21 protein-coding genes are annotated in these 22,161 nt (G+C 63.0%); 10 read left to right on the top strand and 11 right to left on the bottom strand.

All coding sequences use genetic code 11. The annotated features are described in order from the left end of the window. Nucleotides 1–26: 26 nt before the first annotated feature. From EB230_RS04440 to EB230_RS04450, 3 genes are all read left to right on the top strand, one after another. Nucleotides 27–1,064 carry a phosphatidylglycerol lysyltransferase domain-containing protein gene (locus EB230_RS04440; protein ID WP_172371542.1) on the top strand — a complete coding sequence of 346 codons (1,038 nt, stop codon included), beginning with the start codon at nucleotides 27–29 and terminating at the stop codon, nucleotides 1,062–1,064. Nucleotides 1,065–1,471: 407 nt separating this feature from the next. Next, nucleotides 1,472–1,972, top strand: a complete 501-nt coding sequence (locus tag EB230_RS04445; RefSeq protein ID WP_172371545.1) for a helix-turn-helix domain-containing protein — start codon at nucleotides 1,472–1,474, stop codon at nucleotides 1,970–1,972. Nucleotides 1,973–2,032: 60 nt separating this feature from the next. Continuing rightward, nucleotides 2,033–3,034: an NADP-dependent oxidoreductase gene (locus EB230_RS04450; RefSeq protein ID WP_056574091.1), complete on the top strand. Its 1,002-nt coding sequence runs from the start codon at nucleotides 2,033–2,035 to the stop codon at nucleotides 3,032–3,034. Between the two features lie 177 nt (nucleotides 3,035–3,211). On the opposite strand, the gene EB230_RS04455 is transcribed toward EB230_RS04450, so the two are convergent. Beyond that, the gene (locus tag EB230_RS04455) at nucleotides 3,212–3,973 is read right to left on the bottom strand and encodes an ABC transporter permease (RefSeq protein ID WP_056574094.1); all 762 of its coding nucleotides are present in this window, start codon (nucleotides 3,971–3,973) and stop codon (nucleotides 3,212–3,214) included. Then, nucleotides 3,970–4,896, bottom strand: coding sequence for an ABC transporter ATP-binding protein (locus EB230_RS04460; protein ID WP_172371547.1), 927 nt, complete (start codon nucleotides 4,894–4,896; stop codon nucleotides 3,970–3,972). The genes EB230_RS04455 and EB230_RS04460 overlap by 4 nt, the downstream gene beginning before the upstream one ends. A gap of 355 nt (nucleotides 4,897–5,251) precedes the next feature. Between EB230_RS04460 and EB230_RS04465 the strand changes: the two genes are divergently transcribed. Then, nucleotides 5,252–6,613 (top strand): cytochrome ubiquinol oxidase subunit I, encoded by a 1,362-nt coding sequence (locus EB230_RS04465; RefSeq protein WP_172371549.1) that lies wholly within the window; start codon nucleotides 5,252–5,254, stop codon nucleotides 6,611–6,613. Between the two features lies 1 nt (nucleotide 6,614). Then, nucleotides 6,615–7,619 (top strand): cytochrome d ubiquinol oxidase subunit II, encoded by a 1,005-nt coding sequence (locus tag EB230_RS04470; protein WP_172371551.1) that lies wholly within the window; start codon nucleotides 6,615–6,617, stop codon nucleotides 7,617–7,619. 37 nt (nucleotides 7,620–7,656) lie between these two features. On the opposite strand, the gene EB230_RS04475 is transcribed toward EB230_RS04470, so the two are convergent. After that, a complete protein-coding gene (locus tag EB230_RS04475) occupies nucleotides 7,657–10,245 on the bottom strand; it encodes an AAA family ATPase (RefSeq protein WP_172374995.1) in 2,589 nt (862 codons plus the stop codon). A gap of 246 nt (nucleotides 10,246–10,491) precedes the next feature. On the opposite strand from EB230_RS04475, the gene EB230_RS04480 reads away from it, so the two are divergent. The 3 genes from EB230_RS04480 (at nucleotide 10,492) to EB230_RS04490 (ending at nucleotide 11,604) form a co-directional block, all read left to right on the top strand. Next, nucleotides 10,492–10,764: a DUF4242 domain-containing protein gene (locus EB230_RS04480; RefSeq protein ID WP_056574107.1), complete on the top strand. Its 273-nt coding sequence runs from the start codon at nucleotides 10,492–10,494 to the stop codon at nucleotides 10,762–10,764. 43 nt (nucleotides 10,765–10,807) lie between these two features. Beyond that, nucleotides 10,808–11,032 (top strand): hypothetical protein, encoded by a 225-nt coding sequence (locus EB230_RS04485; protein WP_246738912.1) that lies wholly within the window; start codon nucleotides 10,808–10,810, stop codon nucleotides 11,030–11,032. 71 nt (nucleotides 11,033–11,103) lie between these two features. Further along, on the top strand, nucleotides 11,104–11,604 hold the full coding sequence (locus EB230_RS04490; RefSeq protein WP_172371555.1) for a hypothetical protein: 501 nt from the start codon (nucleotides 11,104–11,106) through the stop codon (nucleotides 11,602–11,604). A gap of 48 nt (nucleotides 11,605–11,652) precedes the next feature. Here the strand turns inward: EB230_RS04490 and msrA are convergent, their stop codons facing one another. The 4 genes from msrA to EB230_RS04510 form a co-directional block, all read right to left on the bottom strand. Then, a complete protein-coding gene (msrA, locus tag EB230_RS04495) occupies nucleotides 11,653–12,378 on the bottom strand; it encodes a peptide-methionine (S)-S-oxide reductase MsrA (protein ID WP_172371557.1) in 726 nt (241 codons plus the stop codon). 129 nt (nucleotides 12,379–12,507) lie between these two features. Continuing rightward, a complete protein-coding gene (locus tag EB230_RS04500; protein ID WP_246738913.1) occupies nucleotides 12,508–12,918 on the bottom strand; it encodes a hypothetical protein in 411 nt (136 codons plus the stop codon). Between the two features lie 35 nt (nucleotides 12,919–12,953). Beyond that, nucleotides 12,954–13,658, bottom strand: a complete 705-nt coding sequence (locus EB230_RS04505; protein WP_172371559.1) for a DUF1223 domain-containing protein — start codon at nucleotides 13,656–13,658, stop codon at nucleotides 12,954–12,956. 140 nt (nucleotides 13,659–13,798) lie between these two features. Next, complete coding sequence (locus EB230_RS04510) at nucleotides 13,799–14,923, bottom strand: TadE/TadG family type IV pilus assembly protein (RefSeq protein ID WP_172371561.1); 1,125 nt, start codon at nucleotides 14,921–14,923, stop codon at nucleotides 13,799–13,801. Nucleotides 14,924–15,129: 206 nt separating this feature from the next. On the opposite strand from EB230_RS04510, the gene lepA reads away from it, so the two are divergent. Beyond that, nucleotides 15,130–16,935: a translation elongation factor 4 gene (gene lepA, locus EB230_RS04515; RefSeq protein ID WP_172371563.1), complete on the top strand. Its 1,806-nt coding sequence runs from the start codon at nucleotides 15,130–15,132 to the stop codon at nucleotides 16,933–16,935. A gap of 119 nt (nucleotides 16,936–17,054) precedes the next feature. On the opposite strand, the gene EB230_RS04520 is transcribed toward lepA, so the two are convergent. From EB230_RS04520 to EB230_RS04530, 3 genes are all read right to left on the bottom strand, one after another. Further along, nucleotides 17,055–18,272, bottom strand: coding sequence for an XRE family transcriptional regulator (locus EB230_RS04520; RefSeq protein ID WP_172371565.1), 1,218 nt, complete (start codon nucleotides 18,270–18,272; stop codon nucleotides 17,055–17,057). 3 nt (nucleotides 18,273–18,275) lie between these two features. Further along, complete coding sequence (locus EB230_RS04525) at nucleotides 18,276–18,977, bottom strand: hypothetical protein (RefSeq protein WP_172371567.1); 702 nt, start codon at nucleotides 18,975–18,977, stop codon at nucleotides 18,276–18,278. 197 nt (nucleotides 18,978–19,174) lie between these two features. Further along, nucleotides 19,175–19,474 (bottom strand): hypothetical protein, encoded by a 300-nt coding sequence (locus tag EB230_RS04530; RefSeq protein WP_172371569.1) that lies wholly within the window; start codon nucleotides 19,472–19,474, stop codon nucleotides 19,175–19,177. Between the two features lie 102 nt (nucleotides 19,475–19,576). Here EB230_RS04530 and EB230_RS04535 point away from each other — a divergent pair, with 102 nt between their 5' ends. After that, nucleotides 19,577–20,089 carry a hypothetical protein gene (locus EB230_RS04535; RefSeq protein WP_172371571.1) on the top strand — a complete coding sequence of 171 codons (513 nt, stop codon included), beginning with the start codon at nucleotides 19,577–19,579 and terminating at the stop codon, nucleotides 20,087–20,089. Nucleotides 20,090–20,347: 258 nt separating this feature from the next. Here EB230_RS04535 and EB230_RS04540 read toward each other — a convergent pair whose 3' ends face one another. Beyond that, on the bottom strand, nucleotides 20,348–21,988 hold the full coding sequence (locus EB230_RS04540; RefSeq protein WP_172371573.1) for an ABC transporter substrate-binding protein: 1,641 nt from the start codon (nucleotides 21,986–21,988) through the stop codon (nucleotides 20,348–20,350). Between the last annotated feature and the right edge of the window lie 173 nt (nucleotides 21,989–22,161).

Here is a 22,161-nt window from a genome sequence, read left to right on the forward strand (position 1 = left end):
CACAGACGGCACGCGGAATCTCGACCATGCCCTCCTTGCGGATCTATTTCGACAAAATCCTCGAGGGCGCTTCGCCCAAGGTCGAGCGTCAGGCGTTGACGCATGTCGAACGCCTCGCGATCGTCCGCCGCCATGGCGACTTCTCGCTCGCCTATTCCACTGCCGTGCAGGGCAAGCTTTCCTATTTTGGCGATGCCGACGGCTACATCGCCTTCGGCACCAAGATGAAGCATCATTTCGCGCTTGGCGACCCGGTGGCGGCGCCGGGGCGGCGGGCCGACTACATCAGGCGCTTTGTCGAGACCGCCGGCGACCCTTGGTTCGTGCAGATCGGCGAGGATACCGCGCGCGTGCTGGCCGGGCTCGGCTACAAGGTCAACCGGCTGGGCATCGATACCCGCCTTGTCCTGCCCAAGCATGATTTTTCCGGAAAGCGAAACGAGACCGTGCGCTATTCAGAGCGCTGGCTCTTGAAGAAGGGGTTTTCGTTCGACGAGGACAAAAGGACCGTCTTCCTCGACGAGATCACGCGACTTTCCGACAATTGGCGCGGCGACCGCATCGTCAAGCGCTGGGAAATGGGTTTTCTGAACCGCCCCTTTTACGATCAACTCGGCACCGACATGCGCCGTTTCGTGCTGCATGGACCCGATGGCGAGCTGGTCGCGCTGCTCGATTTCGATCCGCTGTTTCGCGACGGCAAGGTCATCGGCTACACCACCGCCTTCAAGCGCAAGCATATCGATGCCTCGCCGCACGCCGAGATCGGCCTGACCAAATTCGCGGTCGACCGGTTTCGCGAGGAAGGCATATCCGTGGTCACGCTTGGCCTGTCGCCGCTCGTCGACGTGACACCAAGCGGATTTGCCGAAAGCGACTTCTGGCGCAACGCCTTCCAGCGCGCCTACTCCTCGCCATGGGTCAACCGCCGCAGGTTCAACCTGCAGGGCCAGGCGGCGTTCAAGCGCCGTTTCCACGGTGCGGAAGAGCCGGTCTACATCGCCTTCCGCGAGGGCACCTATATCGAGATGCTGGGGTTGTTGCGGCTGGTCAAGGCGATCTAGGCCGTGAACTCATAAATGCGGAATGACAGAGATGGGGTGGTTTCTTGCCAGTCCGTTTTTGGACAGGATCACGAAAAGCGGTCATTCACTCCCGTACTGATATTGCATGACTACGGAATGCCAGCATCTGAAGGCCGGCGCCACACACTTGCGGTTCGAATCTCATCCGGCGGCTGAGAACGACAAAACGCAGAACTAGGCCTACGTAGCGCTCCATGTCCCTCCTACATTGGCCGACAAGCAAAGCGCTTGGAGGCTACATATCCCAGATCGCCGACTGGGCATGGCATTCTCCCTGTTATTTGCGGCGAGCATCGGAGCGATCGATACGTCCGCTCAGTCCCGCCCTTGCATATGGCGCGCGCCTCTCTTACTTCAATAATTGAACTTATTCGAGAACCACGCTTATGAAGCCCAAATCATTTGCCGGAATGCGCTGCTCGATCGCGGGCGCGCTCGAGCAGATCGGCGACAGATGGACGCTGCTACTGATCCGCGACCTTTCGCTGGGTTTCGGACGCTACGACGACCTGCGGGCCAATACGGGCATTCCCGCAGCGACTCTTGCAGCCCGCCTGAAGCACCTCGTCGAGCATGAATTTGTGGAGCGCGTGCGCTATCAGGTAAGTCCGCCGCGCGACGAATATCGGTTGACGCCCAAAGGGCTCGATCTGTGGAAGGTCGGCACCGCCCTGCGCGAATGGGGAGATCGCTGGGATGCGACCGGCTTTGGCGCGCCCTCCATCGAAATGGTCGATCGGGAGACCGGACGCCCTTTGAGTCTGGCGCTCGTCGATGCCGAAACGGGCATCGCCATTCCCCACGAGCGCGCTCAGCTTCGTCCCGGTCCAGGCGCGGACGACGACACATTTCGACTTCTCAACCAACGCGCTGGAGCGGGTCGGTGACGCGATGCCTCGCCGATGGTCGTGACGCGGCATCGCCAGACTGATTGGAGAAAGCATACGATGAAAGCCTTCATCCTCGACCGCTACGGCAAGAACCAGACGCTGCGTCTCGGCGACCTCCCCGAGCCCACGCCCAGCCCCGACGACGTGGTTGTCGAGGTGGAGGCAGCCGGCCTCAACATTCTCGACTCCAAGATCAGGGACGGTGCGTTCAAGCCGATCCTGCCCTACAAGCCGCCGCTCGTGCTCGGTCATGATCTGGCAGGTACGGTCGTCAAGGTCGGCGCGAAGGTGCGACGCTTCAAGTCGGGCGATGCTGTCTATGCCCGGGCGCGTGACGGACAGATCGGAGCCTTCGCCGAGCGGATTTCGGTGAAGGAAGCCGACCTCGCGCTCAAGCCCGCCAATCTGTCGATGTCGGAAGCGGCGTCGATCCCGCTGGTTGGACTGACCGCCTGGCAGGTGTTGGTGGAGCGAGCCCAGATCAGGCCGGGGCAGAAAGTGCTGATCCATGCGGGATCAGGCGGGGTCGGCACCTTCGCCATCCAGCTCGCCAAGCATCTCGGCGCGACCGTCGCGACAACGGCCAGTGCCGCCAACGCCGCCATGGTGAAGCAACTGGGCGCGGACATCGTCATCGACTATCGCAGCCAGAACTTCGAGGAAGAGCTGTCCGGTTACGACCTTGTCCTCAACAGCCTCGACGCCCGGACGCTGGAAAAATCGCTCAAGATTCTGAAGCCCGGCGGCAAGCTGATTTCTATCTCCGGCCCGCCCGACCCCACCTTCGCCCGCGCCCAGGGCATGAATGCAGTGCTTCAGCTCGTGCTGCGCCTGATGAGCGCGGGCATCCGGCGCAAGGCGAAGAGGGCGGGCGTCGACTATTCCTTTCTGTTCATGCGCGCCGATGGCGGGCAGCTCGAAAGGATCACCAAGCTGATCGAAGACGGCACGATCCGCCCGGTCGTCGATCGCAGCTTTCCCTTCGAAACATTGAACGAAGCCTTCGCCTACATCGACACCGGACGCGCCAAGGGGAAGGTGGTCGTCACCATGAAGTGACGCGATATCCCGAAGCTGGAACTTCGATCATGGTCGCTCACGAGGGGACCCCGCGCGATCGAAGCGCCGCAATTGCCACAAGCCCAGGGATCAAGGCTCAACTCACGCCCACAATGCGATCAGTCGGGAGACGACGATGCCCGCGTCGCGCGGCCTTGGCCATGCCTCATGGGGGCGTCAGTTGCGCAGCCGGTAGCCGGTCTTGAAGATCCAGGCGACGACCGCGATGCAGGCGGCCAGGAAGACCAGCGTCATGCCGAGGCTGATGCCGACCGAGACATCGGCCTTGCCGAAGAAGCTCCAGCGGAAGCCGCTGATCAGGTAGACGACCGGGTTGAACAGCGTGATCGTCTTCCAGACGCCGGGCAGCATATGGATCGAATAGAAGCTGCCGCCGAGGAAGGTCAGCGGGGTGATGATGAGCAGCGGCACCAGCTGCAGCTGCTCGAAGCTCTTCGCCCAGATGCCGATGATGAAGCCGAACAGGCTGAAGGTCACCGCCGTCAGCACCAGGAAGGCGATCATCCAGAACGGATGCTCGATCCTGAGCGGCACGAACAGCGAGGCGGTGGCCAGGATGATCAGGCCGAGGATGATCGACTTGGTTGCCGCCCCGCCGACATAGGCGATGACGATCTCCAGATAGGAGACCGGCGCCGACAGCAGCTCGTAGATGGAGCCGACGAATTTCGGGAAGTAGATGGCGAAGGAAGCGTTGGAGATCGACTGCGTCAGCAGCGACAGCATGATCAGCCCCGGCACGATGAAGGCGCCATAGCTGATGCCGTCGATCTCGGTGATGCGCGAGCCGATGGCCGAGCCGAAGACGACGAAATAGAGCGATGTCGAGATGACCGGCGAGATGATGCTTTGCAGCACGGTGCGGAACGCACGCGCCATCTCGACCCGGTAGATCGCCCAAACCGCGCGCAGGTTCATGGCTCTCTCCTCACCAGATTGACGAATATCTCCTCGAGCGAGCTGTTTTGCGTGTCGATGTCACGGAACTGGATGCCGCCGGCCTCGAGATCGCGGATCAGCGAGGCGACGCCCGGCCGTTCGGCCTGGTTGTCATAGGTGTAGGTCAGTTGCCCGCCATCAGGCGACAGCTCCAGCGCATAGCGCGAGAAGGCTTCCGGTATGGCCGTCAGCGCATTGCGCAACTCCAGCACCAGCCGCTTGCGGCCAAGCTTGCGCATCAGTTCGGCCTTGTTCTCGACCAGGATGATCTCGCCGCGGTTGATGACGCCGACGCGGTCGGCCATCGCCTCGGCTTCCTCGATATAGTGGGTGGTGAGGATGATGGTGACGCCATCCTCGCGCAGCCGGCGCACCATCTCCCACATGTCCTGACGCAGTTCGACATCGACGCCCGCCGTCGGCTCGTCGAGGAACAGGATGCGCGGCTCGTGCGACAGCGCCTTGGCGATCATCAGCCTGCGCTTCATGCCGCCCGACAGCGTGATCGCCTTGGCGTCCTTCTTGTCCCATAGCGACAGATCCCGCAGCACTTTTTCGACGAAGGCGGGATTGGCCGGCTTGCCGAACAGGCCGCGGCTATAATTGACCGTCGCCCAGACACTCTCGAAGGCGTCGATGGTCAATTCCTGCGGCACCAGGCCGATCAGGCTGCGCGCCGCGCGGTAGTCCTTGCCGATGTCGTGACCGTCGACGGTGACGGTGCCGGTCGAGCGGTTGACGATGCCGCAGACGATCGAGATCAGCGTCGTCTTGCCGGCGCCATTGGGGCCGAGCAGCGCGAAGATCTCACCGCGGTTGATGTCGAGATTGACTTGCTTGAGCGCGGTGAAGCCGGTGGCGTAGGTCTTGGAGACCCCGGAAATGGACAGGATGGAGGGCATGGGCTGAAAACGGCTGCCTGAAAGAGGTCCCCTGATATAGGCCGAATGTCGTTATGTGCAACCGCAAGTCAAGGCGCTGCTGACAGTTCTGGACAGCGGTTGCGGGCGGCCAGGGCTCTTGCCTTGACGCAATCCCGCCGGGAAAGCGCTTCATGCTTTTCCCGGAATTGCCTCAACCGAGCAATTCCGGGAAAAGTGTGAAACGGTTGTGCGTCCGGAATTGCGAGCAAAGAGACACGCGGCGTGAAGCGGTAAAATTGTCCTGTGGCGTTGAGCCTCGCGGCAGGACGCCGCTTTGACCTGAAGCAGCTTCGAGCCTATCCTTCATCAATACTTGCAGCAGCCGGAGCCCACCATGGACCCGCTCATACTGTCGCGCATCCAGTTCGGCGCGAATATCTCGTTTCATATTCTGTTTCCGACGATCACCATTGCACTTGGCTGGGTGCTGCTGTTCTTCAAGCTGCGCTACAACGCCACCAATGATTCCGCCTGGATGCGCGCTTATTTCACCTGGGTGAAGGTGTTCGCGCTGTCCTTCGCCATGGGCGTGGTCTCGGGCGTCACCATGAGCTTCCAGTTCGGCACCAACTGGCCAGGCTATATGGAAAAGGTCGGCAACATCGCCGGGCCGCTGCTGGCCTACGAAATCCTCACCGCCTTCTTCCTCGAGGCGGCCTTCCTCGGCATCATGCTGTTCGGATTCCGCCGAGTCTCCAACCGCGTCCACACGCTGGCAACGGTGCTGGTCGCCGGCGGCACGACCCTGTCGGCCTTCTGGATCATCGCGCTCAATTCCTGGATGCAGACGCCGGCCGGTTTCGAGATCCGCGACGGCGTGGCGCACGCCGTCGACTGGTGGGCTGTCGTCTTCAACCCGTCCATGCCCTACCGCCTCGTCCACATGCTGCTTGCATCGGGCCTGACCGTATCATTCCTGATATCGGGCCTGTCGGCGCTGCGTTATCTCCAGGGCGACCGCTCGGAATCGATGTGGAAGGCGCTGCGCACCGGCGTCTTCACCGCGGCGGTCCTGATCCCGATCCAGATCTTCGCCGGCGACCAGCACGGGCTGAACACGCTGGAACACCAGCCGCAGAAGATCGCCGCCATGGAAGCCAACTGGAACACCGGACCCAACGTGCCGCTGGTGCTGTTCGCGCTGCCCGACGAGGCGGCGAAGGAGAACAGATTCGAGATCGCCATTCCCGACGGCGCCAGCCTGGTGCTGCGGCACAGCCCCAGCGGCGTGGTGCCGGGGCTGAACGATTTTCCCGGCAACCACCCGCCGGTCTTTCCGGTGTTCTGGGGCTTTCGCATCATGGTCGGCACCGGCCTGCTGATGCTCGCCGTTTCCTGGACGGCCGCCTTCTTCCTCAAGCGCCGGCACAGCCTGCCGAAGCCGCTCGCCATGCTGATGGTGCCGATGGCGCTGTCGGGCTGGCTGGCGACGCTGGCCGGCTGGTACACGACCGAGATCGGCCGCCAGCCCTGGCTGGTGACGGGCGTGCTCAGAACCGCCGACGCCGTCGGTCCGGTGGCGGGCAGCCATGTGGCGCTGACGCTCGCCGTCTATCTCATCCTCTACGTGCTGCTGCTGATCGCCTATCTCGGCGTGCTGGTGCACCTGGCGCTGAAGGCGGCCAAGGATGGCGACACCTCGCCATTGCCGGGTGTCATGAAAGCAGCGCTTTCACAGCCAGCGGCGGGAGAGTGACATGAGCTTCGATTGGCCAACCGCCCTCCCCCTCATCTTCGCCGGCCTGATGGGCCTCGCCATCCTGATCTATGTCATCCTCGACGGCTTCGACCTCGGCATCGGCATCCTGTTCGCGGCCGCCGAGGACACCGAGCAGGATACGATGATCGCGGCGATCGGTCCGTTCTGGGACGCCAACGAGACCTGGCTGGTGCTGGCCGTCGGCCTGCTGCTGGTCGCCTTCCCGATGGCGCATGGCGTCATCCTGACCGCGCTCTACATTCCGGTCTTCGTGCTTTTGGTCGGGCTGATCCTGCGCGGCGTCGCCTTCGATTTCCGCGCCAAGGTGCCGAGCGGCAAAAAGCATCGCTGGAACCGCATCTTCTTCCTCGGCTCGGTCATCGCCTCGCTGGCGCAAGGCTACATGCTGGGCGTCTATGTGCTCGGCCTCGATGTCGGCGTGGGTGGCATGGCATTCGGCGCGCTGGTGGCGTTCTGCCTGGCCGCGGCCTACGCGGCGATGGGCGCCGCCTGGGTGATCTACAAGACCGAAGGCGCGTTGCAGAAGAAGGCGGTGCGCTGGCTGCGCACGGCGCTGGTGCTGACCGCGCTCGGCATGGCGGCGGTGTCGCTGGCGACGCCCTTCGCCAGCCCGCGCATCTTCGACAAATGGTTCGTCTGGCCGGAAATGCTGTACCTGTCGCCGCTGCCGATCCTGTCGGCGCTGCTGTTCCTGTGGCTGTGGCGGCAGACCTTCCATTTGCCGAAACCCGACGACCGCCATTCGCTGACGCCGTTCCTGACGCTGGCCGGCATCTTCGTGCTCGGCTTTGCCGGCCTTGCCTGGTCGTTCTACCCGTTCGTCGTACCCGACAAGCTGACCATCTGGCAGGCGGCGTCGGCGACCGAAAGCCTGGCCATCATCCTGGTCGGCACCGTGGTGGTGCTGCCGATCATCATCTTCTATTCCTTCTATGCCTACCGGGTATTCGGCGGCAAGGCGACGGATCTCACCTACGACTGATACGCCGCCTTCGCAGCCGCCAAGGCATGGCGAAGGGTCAGATCAGCCCGCTGTCGCGCGCGGCCGCGGTCGCCTCGCCGCGCGAGACGGCGTCCAGCTTGCCCAGCACCGCCGAGACATGGTGATCGACCGTCTTGGGCGAAATAGCGAGATGCTCGGCGATGCGCTTGTTGGACAGGCCGCGCTCGATCAGCTGCAGCACTTCCATCTGGCGCTGGGTCAGGCCGGCGCTGTTGGCACGAGTGGTGCGGCGCGGGCCCCTGGCAATGTGAATGACGCCGTTCTGCCGCATCATGTCGCGCACATGGCTCGCGACCGGCCCGGCGCCGAGCGCTTCAAAAATCTCCAGCGCCGTGCGCTGCGCGGCCTCGTCGCCCTGGGCGAGCGCCAGCGCGCGTTCGTAAGGCGCGTCGAGTTCCGCCCAGGCTGCCGACGCGCCCCGCCAGTCACCGGCGAGCAGCATGCGGTAGGGCGCGGCCATGCCTGACGTGTCGCCCGGATCGCTATCGGGTGCCAGAAGCCGCCGCCAGCCGGCCAGCTCCGCGAAGACCGCCCGCGTCGGCGACAGGCCCTCGGCAAGGCCGATCAGGCGCAGCGCCTCGGCCTTGTCCGCCTCGCCGAGCCAGGCCCGTTCGGCAACCACCGCCGCATAGGGCAACAGCCGCTGCAGCTCGGCTCCCCTCTCCAGAAACTGCTTCATCTCGGCCAGAAGCGGCTCGGCCGACGGGTCGCCGCGACGGACCCTCAGCCGCGACAGCGCCACAAGGGCCGGATAGCGCACCAGTGCCGTCGCCCGGTCGTTGGCAATCACATCCAGGGCTTCGGCGGCCGCCTCATTCCAGCATCCCTGGCGCAGCAGCAGCTGGGCCCGCACACCGCGCATGTAGTCGCGCCACGTCGCCAGATCGTTCTCGACGCAATAATCGATGCCGCGATCAAGGAAGGATTGGGCCTGGCTGTAGCCCAACTGGTTCATCTCGCCACAAGCGCAATTGGTGAACGCGCGGGCCGCATGCTCCTGGAAGTTCTGCTCAAGCGCGATTTCGAGGCTGCGGGCAAGATGCAGCCGACTTGCGCCCAGGTCCAGCCACTGCTCGGCGGCGCCGACATTGTTGAGCGCATGGCAGACGACTTCGGGCCTGTTCAGCCGTTCGGCGAGCTCGATCGCCCTGGCACCCAGCGACAAGGTCTCGTCCAGCCTTTCGGCCAGCATCGCCAGTTGCGAGAGGTTCGAATAGGCCATGGCAAGCTCGGCGCTGGCCGGTACGGTCTCCAGCAACGCGACCGCCTGGGCGCCGAACATGTCGGCGGCCTGCCGGTCGCCCACAAGATAGGAAAAGCGCGACAGCCATCTCAGGCTGTCGCCTTCCTTCAGCGTGTTGCCGAGCGCCCGCCGCAGCACGCGCGCCTGTTCCTGCGCCTTGATGGCCTCTTCGATGCGCGCGATCAGATGGCATTCGAAGGCATATTGCTCGTAAAGGCCGGCGCGCTCTTCCTCAGGCAAGGTGTCGGCCTGGCGCAAGGCGACCTCGTAATAGCCGGCGGCGTCGCGATGGGCGCCGACACGCGAGGCCTCCCGCGCCGCGACCGGCGCGAACGCGCGCACCGCCTCGAGATTATGCGCTTCCACCGCATGGTGGACGAGACGCGCGGTGGCGACATCCCTGTTCTCAAGCAGCGCCGACAGCGCACGCTGGTTGAACAGTCTCCGGGAACTCGTCGTCAGCATCATCTCGATGGCGCGGCGCGCGATCTCGTGCCGGAAGGCGTAGCCATCGCCCAGATCGTCAAGCAGCCCATGCGACACACATTCGGCGAGCTGACCGGCGGCGGCCACGCCGCACAGGCCCTGCAAGGCCCAGGCGTCGGCGCGCCTGGGAAACACCGACACCGCGTCGAGCATCGATCGTGCGCCGGCCGACAGCCGTTCGGCGCGGGCGACGACGGCGTCGCGCACGCTGGCGGGCGGCGTCATCTCATTGTCGGCGCATAAAAGCTCGGTAACGAAGAAGGCATTGCCGGCCGTCGCCCGGTAGATGGCGTCGCCGTCGCGGCCGGCGGCGATGGCGAGCGAGAGCACCGCAGCCTCGCTGAGCAGCGGCACGTCGATCCGCACGACATTGCCGGCCGGAATTTCGCCGAGCGCGCGACGCACGCGCATCTGTCCTTCGCTGCGGTCGGTGCGCGCCGTCAGGACGAGCAGGATGTGGGTGTTGGCGATGCGGCGGCCCAGAAAGCGGACGAAATCGAGCGTCGCGTCATCCGCCCAGTGCAGGTCCTCGATGATCAGCAGCGTTGGCTGCGTCCTCGCCTCGAAGACTTCGAGCGCGTCGGAAAACAGGGGCAGCCTCTGTCCCTGCCGGGCATCGATCGCCCGCGGCATCGACCATCGCGCCTCGCGGGCGAGATCGTAGAGCGGCCCGAGCGGGTCCGGTATCGACAGATCCTCGCAGGCGCTGCGGAAAATGCGCACGCCGTCGCCAACGCCGCCGGCGAAAGCCTCGACAAGGGCCGACTTGCCGGCGCCTGCCTCGCCGGACAGCGCCGCCACATGGCCGAAGCCACGCGTGGCCTGCGCGAGAAGTCCATCCAGCTGCTCCAGCTGTGCCTGCCGTTCCAGAAGCATCGTCATTCGCTCAACAGGGATTGTGTCCGGGCCTATCCCTGGACGTCCGCCACGAGCGTCCGGGACCATGACCGACAATGTGCCCCTCCCCACATTTTCGGTGCCACCTACCACATAACGTCGCCACTATAGGGAATCTTCCAACAAAAAAATAGGGAAAGGCTCCGATGCGCGCCCTTGGCGAGCGTGATCAATGTCCAGTCGCGCTCGAATCGAGCGTGAATCAACGAAAAAGGGAAACTTGATATGCCTCGCTATGTGGTACAACGCACATTTCCTGACGGCCTCAGCGTGCCGATGAACGATGCCGGCGCCGACGCGCTGGGCGGCGTCATCATGCGCAATGCGGAGAAGGGCGTGACCTGGGTGCAATCCTTCGTGTCGCCCGACAGGAAGCAGAGCTTCTGCATCTATGACGCGCCCTCGCCGGAAGCGATCCGCAGCACTGCCCAGAAGAACGCGCTGCCCGTCGACAAGATCACGGAGGTGCGGGTCCTTGACCCTTACTTTTATCGTTGATCCCTCCGATGGGTGTCAAACTGCCCTTCGCGCCGGCGGCGACATGCCTGACGAAGCGCCCGGCGAGGTGCTGGCGGATTCGAGACCCGTCGGACGACGGCCGCTACTGGGCCGGCTTCCCTGGCGGCTTGCCTCGCTGCTGTTGGCACCATTGCGCAAGGGCCGGCGCCGGTTGCCACCGCAGGACGACTATCTGAGACGCGACATAGGCTTGCCGGAGCTCGAGCAGCTGCCGCGGTACTGGGATTTCACCCGGTCGGACCACTGACACGTGCAGCCATCCGACTTGCCGGCGGCGGGAGCGGCTGCTCCCGCGCACATCAACAACGAGGAGAGAAAATGAACATTCATGTGTGGACCAAGCATCTCATCAACCTGTCGATCCTGTCGATCGCGGCCACGGCGGCCAATGCCCATGACACGGGTACGCTGGATGAGAAGGTACGGGCGGCCAATGGCCGTTTCGAGAACGTGGCGATGGCCACCGCCGAAGGCTATGCGCCGATCCCTTGCGCCAGCGGCATCGCCGGCGGCGCCATGGGCATCCACTATGTCAACGCGGCCTACCTGAAGGACGATGCCGTCGATCTCGCAAAGCCGGAGGCCGTCATGTACGAGCCGATGGCGAACGGCCGGCTCAAGCTGGTGGCGGTCGAATACATAACCTCGAAAGGCCCGGCCTCCCTGGAAGGGCAGCTGTTCAACTTCAACAGCGCGCCCAATCGCTATGGCCTGGGCGCCTTCTACGAGCTGCATGTCTGGGCCTGGAAGAAGAACCCGACCGGCACCTTCGCCGACATGAACCCCGATGTGTCGTGCGACGCGATGAAGGGCATGTAGGCGCAAATCTCCCCCCTCGAGGGGGGAGATTACACGCGGCCTCCGAACTCAGTTGCTCGCCGACAGCACCAGCACCGGCTTCTCGCTGTACAGCGCCGGGAACAGCTGCTTCAGGTTCGCCACCTTGGGCAGGTCGTTGTAGACGATGTAGGGATAGGTCGGGTTCAGCGTCAGAAAGTCCTGGTGGTAGTTCTCGGCCGGGTAGAAGGTCTTGCCGGTCTCGATCGTGGTGACGATCGGCGCCCCATACAGCTTGGCCTTGTCGAGCTGGGCGATGTAGCTCTGCGCGATCTTCTTCTGGGCATCGTTCTCGGCGAAGATCGCCGAGCGATACTGGGTGCCGGAGTCCGGGCCCTGGTAGTTGAGCTGCGTCGGGTTGTGGGCGACCGAGAAATAGACCTGCAGCAGCTGGCCGTAGGTCACCTTCGAGGGATCATAGGTGATCTCGACGGATTCGGCGTGGCCGGTGCGGCCTGTGCCGACCGTCTCGTAGACGGCGTCATCCTTGGCGCCGCCGGTGTATCCGGAGACGGCCTGGCTGACGCCCTTGACGTGCTGGAACACGCCCTGCACGCCCCAGAAGCAGCCGCCGGCGAAGATCGCCTTCTCGCTGCCCGAGGCCGCCTTTTCGTCCAGCGCCGGCGGCGGGATCACCACGGCGTCTTCCGCCGAGACGGCCGGCGTCAGCCAGAAGGCGGCACCGGCGGCCGCCAAGGCGAGTGCGGCGAGCGCACTCCTGGCAAAGCCGGTCGAACGGGTCTTGATGTCGGTCATGGTTGCACTCCTCATGGCTTGCCCCTTTGATCAGCAACTGGGGATCAGTCTATTGGATCAGCTACGATAGCGCGATGCGCGAGTTGCGGCCCGGCCTCACATTCGTGCGACCGGGCGCATGTCCTGGCCCTACTTGGCCGGAGCCATGGCATCCGCCGCCGGCTTCATCGCGTCGGCAGCGGGCTTCATCGCATCGGCGGCCGGCTTCATGGCGTCAGCCGCGGGCTTCATGGCGTTGGTGGCCATCGGGTCCGCCGGCTTCATCGCATCGGCTGCCGGTTTCATGGCATCCGCCGCCGGCTTCATCGCGTCGGCGGCCGGTTTCATGGCATCCGCCGCCGGCTTCATCGCGTCGGCGGCCGGCTTCATCGCGTTTGTCGCGTCGTCGGCGCGGGCGATGCCGCCGGCCAACAGCGCCGTCGAGCACAAGGCAAGCGCGAGTGCGGGCAGCGTCAGGCGGGAAAGAACAGTCATGATGGTCTCCTTGGGTTGGTCGTTGAGGGTGACGGCCTTGCCGCCGGGCAATGCGGCGCCGCTCATGCGGCGTTGCGCAATCTCTTGGTGAAGGCGGTTTTCTAGTTGGTCGCGGCGGCCAGGATCGGCCCGCCGCCGGGCGACTGCACCAGCACGGCGGTGCTCAAGCCACCGGCCGCGGCGGGCAGCGCATAGGCGGTGGCGTCGCCGGTCCAGCTGCCGAGCTTCGTCAGCGCGTGCACGACATTGGCGTGCGGCAATGTGCGGCCGGTGTTTTCGCCGCGCGCGACCGGCACCTGCACGACGCCCTTGGCGTAGCGCACCAGCCAGACATCGGCCTTGCCGCCTGGCGCTGCGCCGGCACCGATCGCGACCTTGCCGCCCTCGAGCGACAGCGACGGACCGCCGGTCCTGGCCGTTGCCTTGATCAGATGCTCGATTTCGCCTTGCGCGGCGCCGACGACATCGGCATGGCCGTTGACCACCACTTGCGGCGTGAACGGGCCGTCATGGCCGAGCGACGGTTCGTAGGAAACCTGGCGCTGGGTGAACTCCTGCTTGCCGAACGTGTCCTTCCAGCCGAGGTAATCCCAGTAGGTGACGTTGAAGGACAGCGCCAGCACGCCGGGCTGGTCCTTGACCTTGATGAGGTTGGCGTTGGCCGGCGGGCAGGACGAGCAGCCCTGACTGGTGAACAGCTCGACCACGGTGAGCGGCTGGGCGGCGGCGGCACCGAGCGAGGCAGCGAGCGCGAGCGCGCCCAGGCTGGACAGTGCGGCGAACCTTTGGGCTGGTGATCTCGGCATCGGCTTGCTCCATGGGGCGGCGCTGGGACGCGCCGGTCATTCCCCATTTCGCTGACGCCTGCCGCTTCGTTACAGCGCTCACCGGTTTGTGATGAGCGCGATCGTCCTTCGCCCGTGTCGGCGAAGGGCGAGCGGGGTGCTTACTGCGTCAGCGCCGTCTCGGATGGCCGCTGGTTGAAGGCGCACTTGCCGGTGACATTGTAGAAAAAGTCGGCATTCGTATAATCCGCCGGAAGCGAGTTGCCGCCGTCTTCCCAGGCCTGGTAGCTGGTCTGCGAGCAAGGCACGACGGAAAAGATGTCGATCAGCTTGCCCGAGGCCACCTCGGTCAAGGGCGTGGGTGTGGTGCCCAGATAGAGGTGGTTGGAGGTCGTGGTGTCGTTCGATTTGAACGTCGCCTTGTTGCCGGTCGTGACATCCATCTGCAGGGAGAGCTGGCCCATCTGGCTGACGTCGACGGCGGCGCCGCCGCCGGTGGCCGGCACGTTGGTGGTGGCGCAGGTGATCTGGAAATAGATCGTCTGTTTGCTGTTCCCGTCGTATTCGGGGGTCACTATCGCGCCCGCCGGCGGGTTGGTGAAATTGGATGTCGAGCCCACGGTGGTGCAGGTCTGCTTCTGGACCACGGTCGGCGTCGAACCGTTGACAAGCGATATCGTCGTGGTGCCGTAGCCCTTCTGTTCCGTCATGGAATATGACTTGCTCCCGACCTTGTACGAATAGGTGTAGGGCGCGTAGACGTAGCTGGCCGTCATCAGTTTCTGCGCCGTCGTGCCGCCGAAATTCGTGCCGTAAAGCGTCACCGTCTTGTTCCAGTAACCCGACACCTTGTCGACCTTGAACGTCGCCTGCACCAGGCTGGGCGCCTTGTTGACCCCCGATTTGACCGCGACCGGCACGCTGTCGATCCTGGCGATGGTCATGAAATTGGTCGGCATGGCGAAGCTGGCCGACGTCTGCGCCGCGACGGTGCCGTCGGAGGCGACGTTGAAGCTCACCAGCGTCGCGGTGCCCTGGCCGTTGTTGGCGGCGAAATTGTCCTGCAGCGCCTGCTGGCGGTCAGGCAGCGTCGTGCTCGCCGGCAGCGTGGTGATCGCCAGCGTCGCGGCATCCAGCGCGGCCTGCATGCCGGAGCGGGTCTGGACGGCATCGGTATAGTCGACCGAAAAGCCGACGGCTGCGATCAATGGCACCAGGCTCAGGAAGAACAGCGGCATCATGGACCCGCTGCGGGAGCGGGCAAACCTGTCTGCAATTTTCTGCATTTCTTTACCCCCAAGGACATTAGTGGCCTTGCCGATACCACGCAGCCGGAAAATCAAGGTCTAACGGGATCGATCAAAGTTTATGTATTTACGGTCGCTTGACCGATATTCTCGATTTTTCGGCGCCGCTCTTCACTTTGTGACCGCAGGGCAGCCCTTGCGCCGCAAGCCTTGCCGCCGCTTGCCGCCCCTGCTAAAGCGCGCGCATGAGCACGCCCCTCGACCACATCCGCAATTTCTCCATCGTCGCCCATATCGACCATGGCAAATCCACGCTTGCCGACCGCCTGATCCAGCTGACGGGCGGGCTGGAGTTGCGCGACATGAAGGAGCAGGTGCTGGACTCGATGGATATCGAGCGCGAGCGCGGTATCACCATCAAGGCGCAGACGGTGCGGCTGAAATACCACGCCAACAATGGCGAGGACTATATCCTCAACCTCATCGACACGCCCGGACATGTCGACTTCGCCTATGAGGTGTCGCGGTCGCTGGCCGCCTGCGAAGGCTCGCTGCTGGTGGTCGACGCTTCGCAGGGCGTCGAGGCGCAGACGCTCGCCAATGTCTACCAGGCGATCGACAACAACCACGAGATCGTCGTGGTGCTGAACAAGGTCGACCTGCCGGCCGCCGAGCCCGAGCGCATCCGCGAGCAGGTCGAGGAGGTGATCGGCATCGACGCTTCGGGCGCCGTGCTGATCTCGGCCAAGACCGGGCTTGGCATTCCCGACGTGCTGGAGGCGATCGTCCACCAATTGCCGCCGCCGCGCGAGGGTGACGCGACCGCGCCCTTGAAGGCCATGCTGGTCGACAGCTGGTACGACGCCTATCTCGGCGTCATCGTGCTGGTGCGCATCATCGACGGCGTGCTGAAGAAGGGCCAGACCATCCGCATGATGGGCACCGGCGCCAAATACCTGGTCGAGCGCACCGGCGTGTTCACGCCCGCCCGCATCAATGTCGACGAGCTCGGCCCCGGCGAATTCGGCTTCTTCACCGGCTCGATCAAGGAAGTGGCCGACACGCGCGTCGGCGACACCATCACCGAGGACAAGCGCCCCACCGCGCATGCGCTGCCCGGCTTCAAGCCGGCGCAGCCGGTGGTGTTCTGCGGCCTGTTCCCGGTCGACGCCGCCGATTTCGAGGATCTGCGCGCCGCCGTCGGCAAATTGCGCCTCAACGACGCTTCTTTCTCTTATGAGATGGAAACCTCCGCCGCGCTCGGCTTCGGCTATCGCTGCGGCTTCCTGGGCCTGCTGCATCTGGAAATCATCCAGGAGCGGCTGGAGCGCGAGTTCAACCTCGACCTGATCGCCACCGCGCCGTCAGTCGTCTACCGGCTGCTCCTCAATGACGGCTCGGTGAAGGAACTGCACAACCCGGCCGACATGCCCGACGTGGTCAAGATCTCGGCGATCGAGGAGCCGTGGATCCGCGCCACCATATTGACGCCCGACGACTATCTCGGCGGCATATTGAAGCTCTGCCAGGACCGGCGCGGCATCCAGGCCGACCTGTCCTATGTCGGCAAGCGCGCCATGCTGACCTACGACCTGCCGCTCAACGAAGTCGTATTCGACTTCTATGACCGGCTGAAGTCGATCTCCAAGGGCTACGCCTCGTTCGACTATCACCTCACCGACTATCGCGAGGGCGACCTGGTGAAGATGTCGATCCTGGTCAATGAAGAGCCGGTCGACGCGCTCTCCATGCTGGTGCACCGCACGGCGGCGGAAAAGCGCGGCCGGCAGATGTGCGAAAAGCTGAAGGAGCTGATCCCGCACCACCTCTTCAAGATCCCGATCCAGGCCGCCATCGGCGGCAAGGTCATCGCCCGCGAAACCATCTCGGCGCTCCGCAAGGACGTGACCGCCAAGTGCTACGGCGGCGACGTGAGCCGCAAGCGCAAGCTCTTGGACAAGCAGAAAGAAGGCAAGAAGCGGATGCGGCAGTTCGGCAAGGTGGATATCCCGCAGGAGGCGTTTATCCAGGCCTTGAAGATGGGGGATTGAGCGGTCCGGCCTTCGGCCGGACGCATCGACCCGGCGGGTCGATGCGAGCGCAAGTCCGGGTGGAAGCTGCCGCAGGCAGCGGCCCCAGCGCGGGGATTGCGGGCAGTGCGGTAACCTGATCAGCGGATCCGGCGACGAAACTGAAGCACGTTTCCACTCTCTAAATCGAGCATTTCCGCCGCAGGCCTAAGTCGCGCGACGGGCATCTGACTCAGATTTGCGCCATCAAAGGTTCCGTCGTCCAAAGAAGCCAGTTGCTCCAACTCTTGGGAAGGTAGAGGCAGGGCAGATAGAATAGTCGATCTGGCAAATCCACCAGACCCAAGAATCGCTTCGAAGCCCCTCCGCAACATCCGCGGACGTTCAAGCGGCATATCGCGAGGTGAGTCGTACGGTTCTCGGAGAGCACCCCGCCACCGTCTAACAGTCATTGAGCGGAACAACTGCGCCTTTCCTTCTTCGTCGGTAAGACCCAAGTCATAAGCGCGCATTATCATCGCGCTAATAGACATGCCCCAACGTCTCTTAAGAGCACAAAAATAATCGAGCGAGACAGCCCCAACCTCTGAAATAAATGCTTCGCGTGGGAAAAGCATTGCACCGGCAAATCTATGAGCCTGTTGTTCGATTAACTTGTGGGCCAGGGGCATCTTGGCCTGTTCAGGCGTTACATGTTTATGGAGCACGAGGTGGCCCAATTCATGGGCGGCATCGAAACGGGCCCGAGCACAACTCACATTTTCCACGTTGATTCCGACAAAAGCCTTTTCCAAAAGCTTCGATGTAAAACAAAACCCGTCCTGCTTGTCGGATGGGATTCTTAAAGTAGCTACGGGAATGCCCGCGTTCTCCAACGCAAGGATCATATCAGGTATCGGCTCTGCCCTCAGTTTCCAATGTGAACGAAGGTCACTAGCGGCACGCTCGATATTATTATTTGTAATTAGCTGAAAGTTCTCGGGGATATCCAGATCAGGTAGCGAGAAAGAAGAGAACTCAACCTCGGTATGCAAGAAGGAGTAAATTTCGCATAGCCAGCGGATTCGTTGCTCGGTCATCTCACGAGCACTTTTACTTTCAGAAGCCCGAGACCGCCAATGAACGAGATCAATCGTTTCGTTCCACGCTGGTGTCAGAAAAAAACTAGGAGGGAACTGCAGCTTTTCGGCGATTACGCCGATCCGATGAGCCTGGGGCTTATCGTCGCCGTCCTCGTAGCGTGAAATTGCTGCGCCAGTAACACCAATTAAATCCCCAAGCGTATTTTTGAACATGCCTCGGGCAAGTCTAGCCTCTCTTAGCCGCTCGCCGCGAAAATTTGGGGTACCAAAACTCATTGATCAAACTCTGATGATTTTGTTTTGTTTCTTGAGACGGACCACCACCTCGTCCTTCTGGAGTTGCGGACGATCGGCCTCCTTTCCATCATCTGGCGACAGGGGCCGACGTTCTATGCCGAACATCGCTATACGATGTAGGTCTAACCTCGTTATCCATGTCGCGTACTCGCCGTCTGGAACTGCAAGCATCAGTCCGCCCAGTGCGCGATCCCTTCTCGTAAAGCGAGGGCCTGACGCCCCATGAAGCAACACAGCAAGTATTCCGCCCGACCAATCCAGATCACGATTGGGTACATCGCCAAAGTTGAGTTCAAGCTGACGAATCAAACCATGTGTGTCGGCCAATTCTCGTTTGTAGTCCGCAATTCGAGGTGCGTCCGACAGCTCTAGAAATGGCTCTTGAATGACAACAATTCGGCCCATCTTAACCAGGATTTTTTCCTGTCCGTTACATTCCAGATACCGAAAACTATAGGGCACCCCGTGCTGTTGCGAGGCGAATACCATTGCTCTGATCGCACAGCTGGATCGACGCGCCGCAAACTCTGCAAGCTTGAGCTCGAAGGGAAGCGCGCTATCGGCGCGAAGCTCCTCATAGAGACGATCATAGCGCCAAGCGATATCTATCGAGAGTGTTTCAACGAACTCGGGATTGAGGTCGTAACGAAGGATTTCGTGTGTTTGTTCTAGAAGCTCCGACACCACCGAATCCTTTGCTCGCGAGATGACTTAAGCGAATCAGCACTTTTATGGAAAAAAGTCAAGCGTGATAGGATTTTTGTCCTTTATTGCCAAGCCATCTTCGACCCTTCGTTTCACCCAACCCATATCCACACGCCGCCCCACGACAGTCACGGCACTCGCTATTTCGGGCACTGGGACGCTGTGACTGCAGCAGTCTAGATCTGGCAGTATATAAAGCTAAAGATTTTCGCCCCACGCTTGTAACCAGTGCGGGGCACTTCGGATTCTTCATCTATCACAGCGGCGGTGAACGCCTCATCGAGCCGCATGGTCTTCCAGCCAGCGGGCTCATTGCTATCGCTGCCGCCGCGCACTTGGTAAACACTCATCGCGTCGTTACCGGCAGTGGTGACGCCAACGGTATGGACCTCGACCACTCGAAAGAAGCCATCATAGCGGAGCTCAAGGCGCCGACCGCTTCGCAATGCATCGCAGGCGACGTTCCGCCAGAGCATGATCGAGCCTCACAAAACCATATGCTGCATGGTGTCTGAGTCTGGATGGGTTTGTCGAGTGTATAAGAGACGTATCCTCTCTCCGCTCAAGGGAAGCATCAAATGCGCACCACATCAGACACCGTCGCCTCTCTTGGCCTCGCCATCGGCGGCACCTTCGGCCTGGCCGGCACCTTCGTGTCCAGCGCCTCACTCCGCGAAACACTCTGGACGATCGACGGCGCGGCGCTGGTGGTCGCCACCGCGCTGCTGACGATGAAATACCAGCGGCTGGGCAATGATTGCGTCGCCGCGGGCTTCCTGACCTTCCTGGCAGGCGAGACGCTGCTTATGGCCGGGAATGCGGCGGGCTTGCAGGCCAGCGTGCCCTCCTATGTCGGCGGCATCACGCTCTGGGCGGCGGCACTGGTCATGGTCAGCGCGCCGAAGACTTTTGCGCTGTGGATGCGGCTCACCGCTGGTGTGGCCGCCATGCTGTTTGTCGTCTCGGCTTGCATGATCCTGTGGGGCGCGCCCTTGCTGCCGACCTCTGCGCCGCTGCCCGCCGCCGGCTATCCGTTCCTGGTGCTGACTTTTGTTGGGTGGATCTGGACGCTGGTCAGGGCGGAGCGGTGAGCGCGGCGCCTCTTCCTTCTCCCCTTGTGGGAGAAGGTGGATCGGCGCGTCAGCGCCGAGACGGATGAGGGGTGTTCCAGCGGAGTGAGGCGGTAGAATGGATTGGGTGCTTACAAGCGCTTGGTTCTGCGATGCTGCGATCTGTCACGCACCCCTCATCCGTCTTGCCGCTTCGCGGCAATCCACCGCCCTGGGCGAGTCACGGGCCTCGCCCGCCCTTCGGGCCCCACAGGGGGAGAAGGCAGAAGCGCCGGCGCCTCAGCTTTCAATCCAAACCTTCTCAAAGTGCTGCTCCAGCGCCTGGTGCTGCTCGCAGCCTTCGACGCCCTTGCGATAGGTCCGGTAGACCGAGCGCCAATAGGGTTGGACGATGATGCCGGAATCGCGCAGGTTCTTCTCGATGCCGGCCATGATCTCCTTGCGGGCCTTGGCGTCGGGGGTGGCGAGCGCCTTGTCGAGCAGGTCGTCGAACTCCTTCGAGGCGTAGGCGCTTTCGTTCCAGGCGGCGCCGGACTTGTAGGCGAGGGCCAGCACCTGGACGCCGAGCGGGCGGCCGAGCCATTCGGTGCAGGAGAAGGGGTATTTGCTCCAGTCGTTCCAGAAGGTGGCGGCGGGCAGCACGGTGCGCTTGATCTTGAGGCCAGCCTCGCGCATCTGCGCCGAGATGGCGTCGGCGGTGCTCTTCTGCCATTCGACGTCGACCGAGATGAGCTCGTACTCATGGTCCGGCTTGCTGGAGGCGGCGAGCAGTTTTTTCGCCTCCTCCATGTCGCGTTTCGCGGGACCGATATCGGCATATTCGGGATGCATGGGGCCGACATGGTGGTTGTCGGCGGGTTTGCCCCGCCCGTCGAGGCCGAGCTTGAGCACGGCGGCATTGTCGACGGCGAGCTGGGCGGCACGGCGCAGCTTGACGTCCTGATAGGGCGCGTTGCCGACATTGAAGCGGGCGACGATGGTGGAGCCGGTGGCGATCTCGGAATTCCTAAGCCCCATCTTGTCGGTCTGCGAAACGGCATCGGAGGCGGTTTCATGGTCGGTGTCGATTTCGCCGGATTCGAAGGCCGACAGCATGGCGTTGGGGTCGGAGCCGTAGTCGATCCACTGGATGCCATCGAGGTAGAAGTCACCTTTCCACCATGGCTTGTCCTTGCGCTTCACCTCGGCGCTTGTTTCGGCGTCCCATTTCACCAGCTCGCAGGGGCCGGTGGTGATGGCGAGCGCCTTCATGGGGTCGCCATCACCCTCATAGGAGCGGTGCATGATCAAGGCGGGATAGTCGGCCATGCCGGCGATCAGCGAAATGTCGGGCTTCGGCAGGTTGAGTTTTATCGTGTAGTCGTCGACCTTCTCGATGCCGCCATCGACCACTTTCTTGGTGTCGGCATCGACCAGCGCGCCCATGCGGGCGGCGACCGAGTTGCCGGCCACGCCCGCCTCGCACCAGCGGGTGAGGTTGTGGACGACATCGTCGGCGTTGAAGGTGTCGCCATTCGACCAGGTGATGCCCTTGCGCATATGCAGCGTGAGCGTTTTGGCGTCGTCGCTCATCTCCCATTTTTCGAGCAGCCACGGCTCGAACGAGAAATCGGTGTTCCAGCGCACCAGATATTCGTTGCAGTGGCGGGCGACGTTGGACATTTCGACGCCGTCGAAGGTGCGCGGGTCCTTGAAACCCTTGACGTTCATGGCGACGCGCAAGGTGCCGCCCTTCCTGGGCTCGGCGGCGCGGGCAGGCGTCGCGGCGATGCCGCCCAGCGCGAAGGCGCCGGCGGCGCTGACGCCGAGGCCGGCCATCAGCGCCAGATATTCGCGGCGGCTGATGCCGCCCGTTTTGAAATCGTCGGCGACGGGTTTGGCCCGCGGGTGCAAATTGCGGTCGGTCAGCATGAATTTCATCGTCGTTCCCTTTGTCGTTGGTGCATGCCGCCCAGGGTGCGAAGCGGTTTTGGGACAACGGCATGCACGGAAGCAGGCCCGCCCCGATCGATCGCCTACGCGGGGGCGGTTGCGACCGCCGGGGCGCCATTGCCTGAGGCGGCGATGATAGGGTGAGGTGACGTCAGGGAGTG

The organism is Mesorhizobium sp. NZP2234 (assembly GCF_013170765.1).
GTDB classification, from domain to species: domain Bacteria; phylum Pseudomonadota; class Alphaproteobacteria; order Rhizobiales; family Rhizobiaceae; genus Mesorhizobium; species Mesorhizobium loti_D.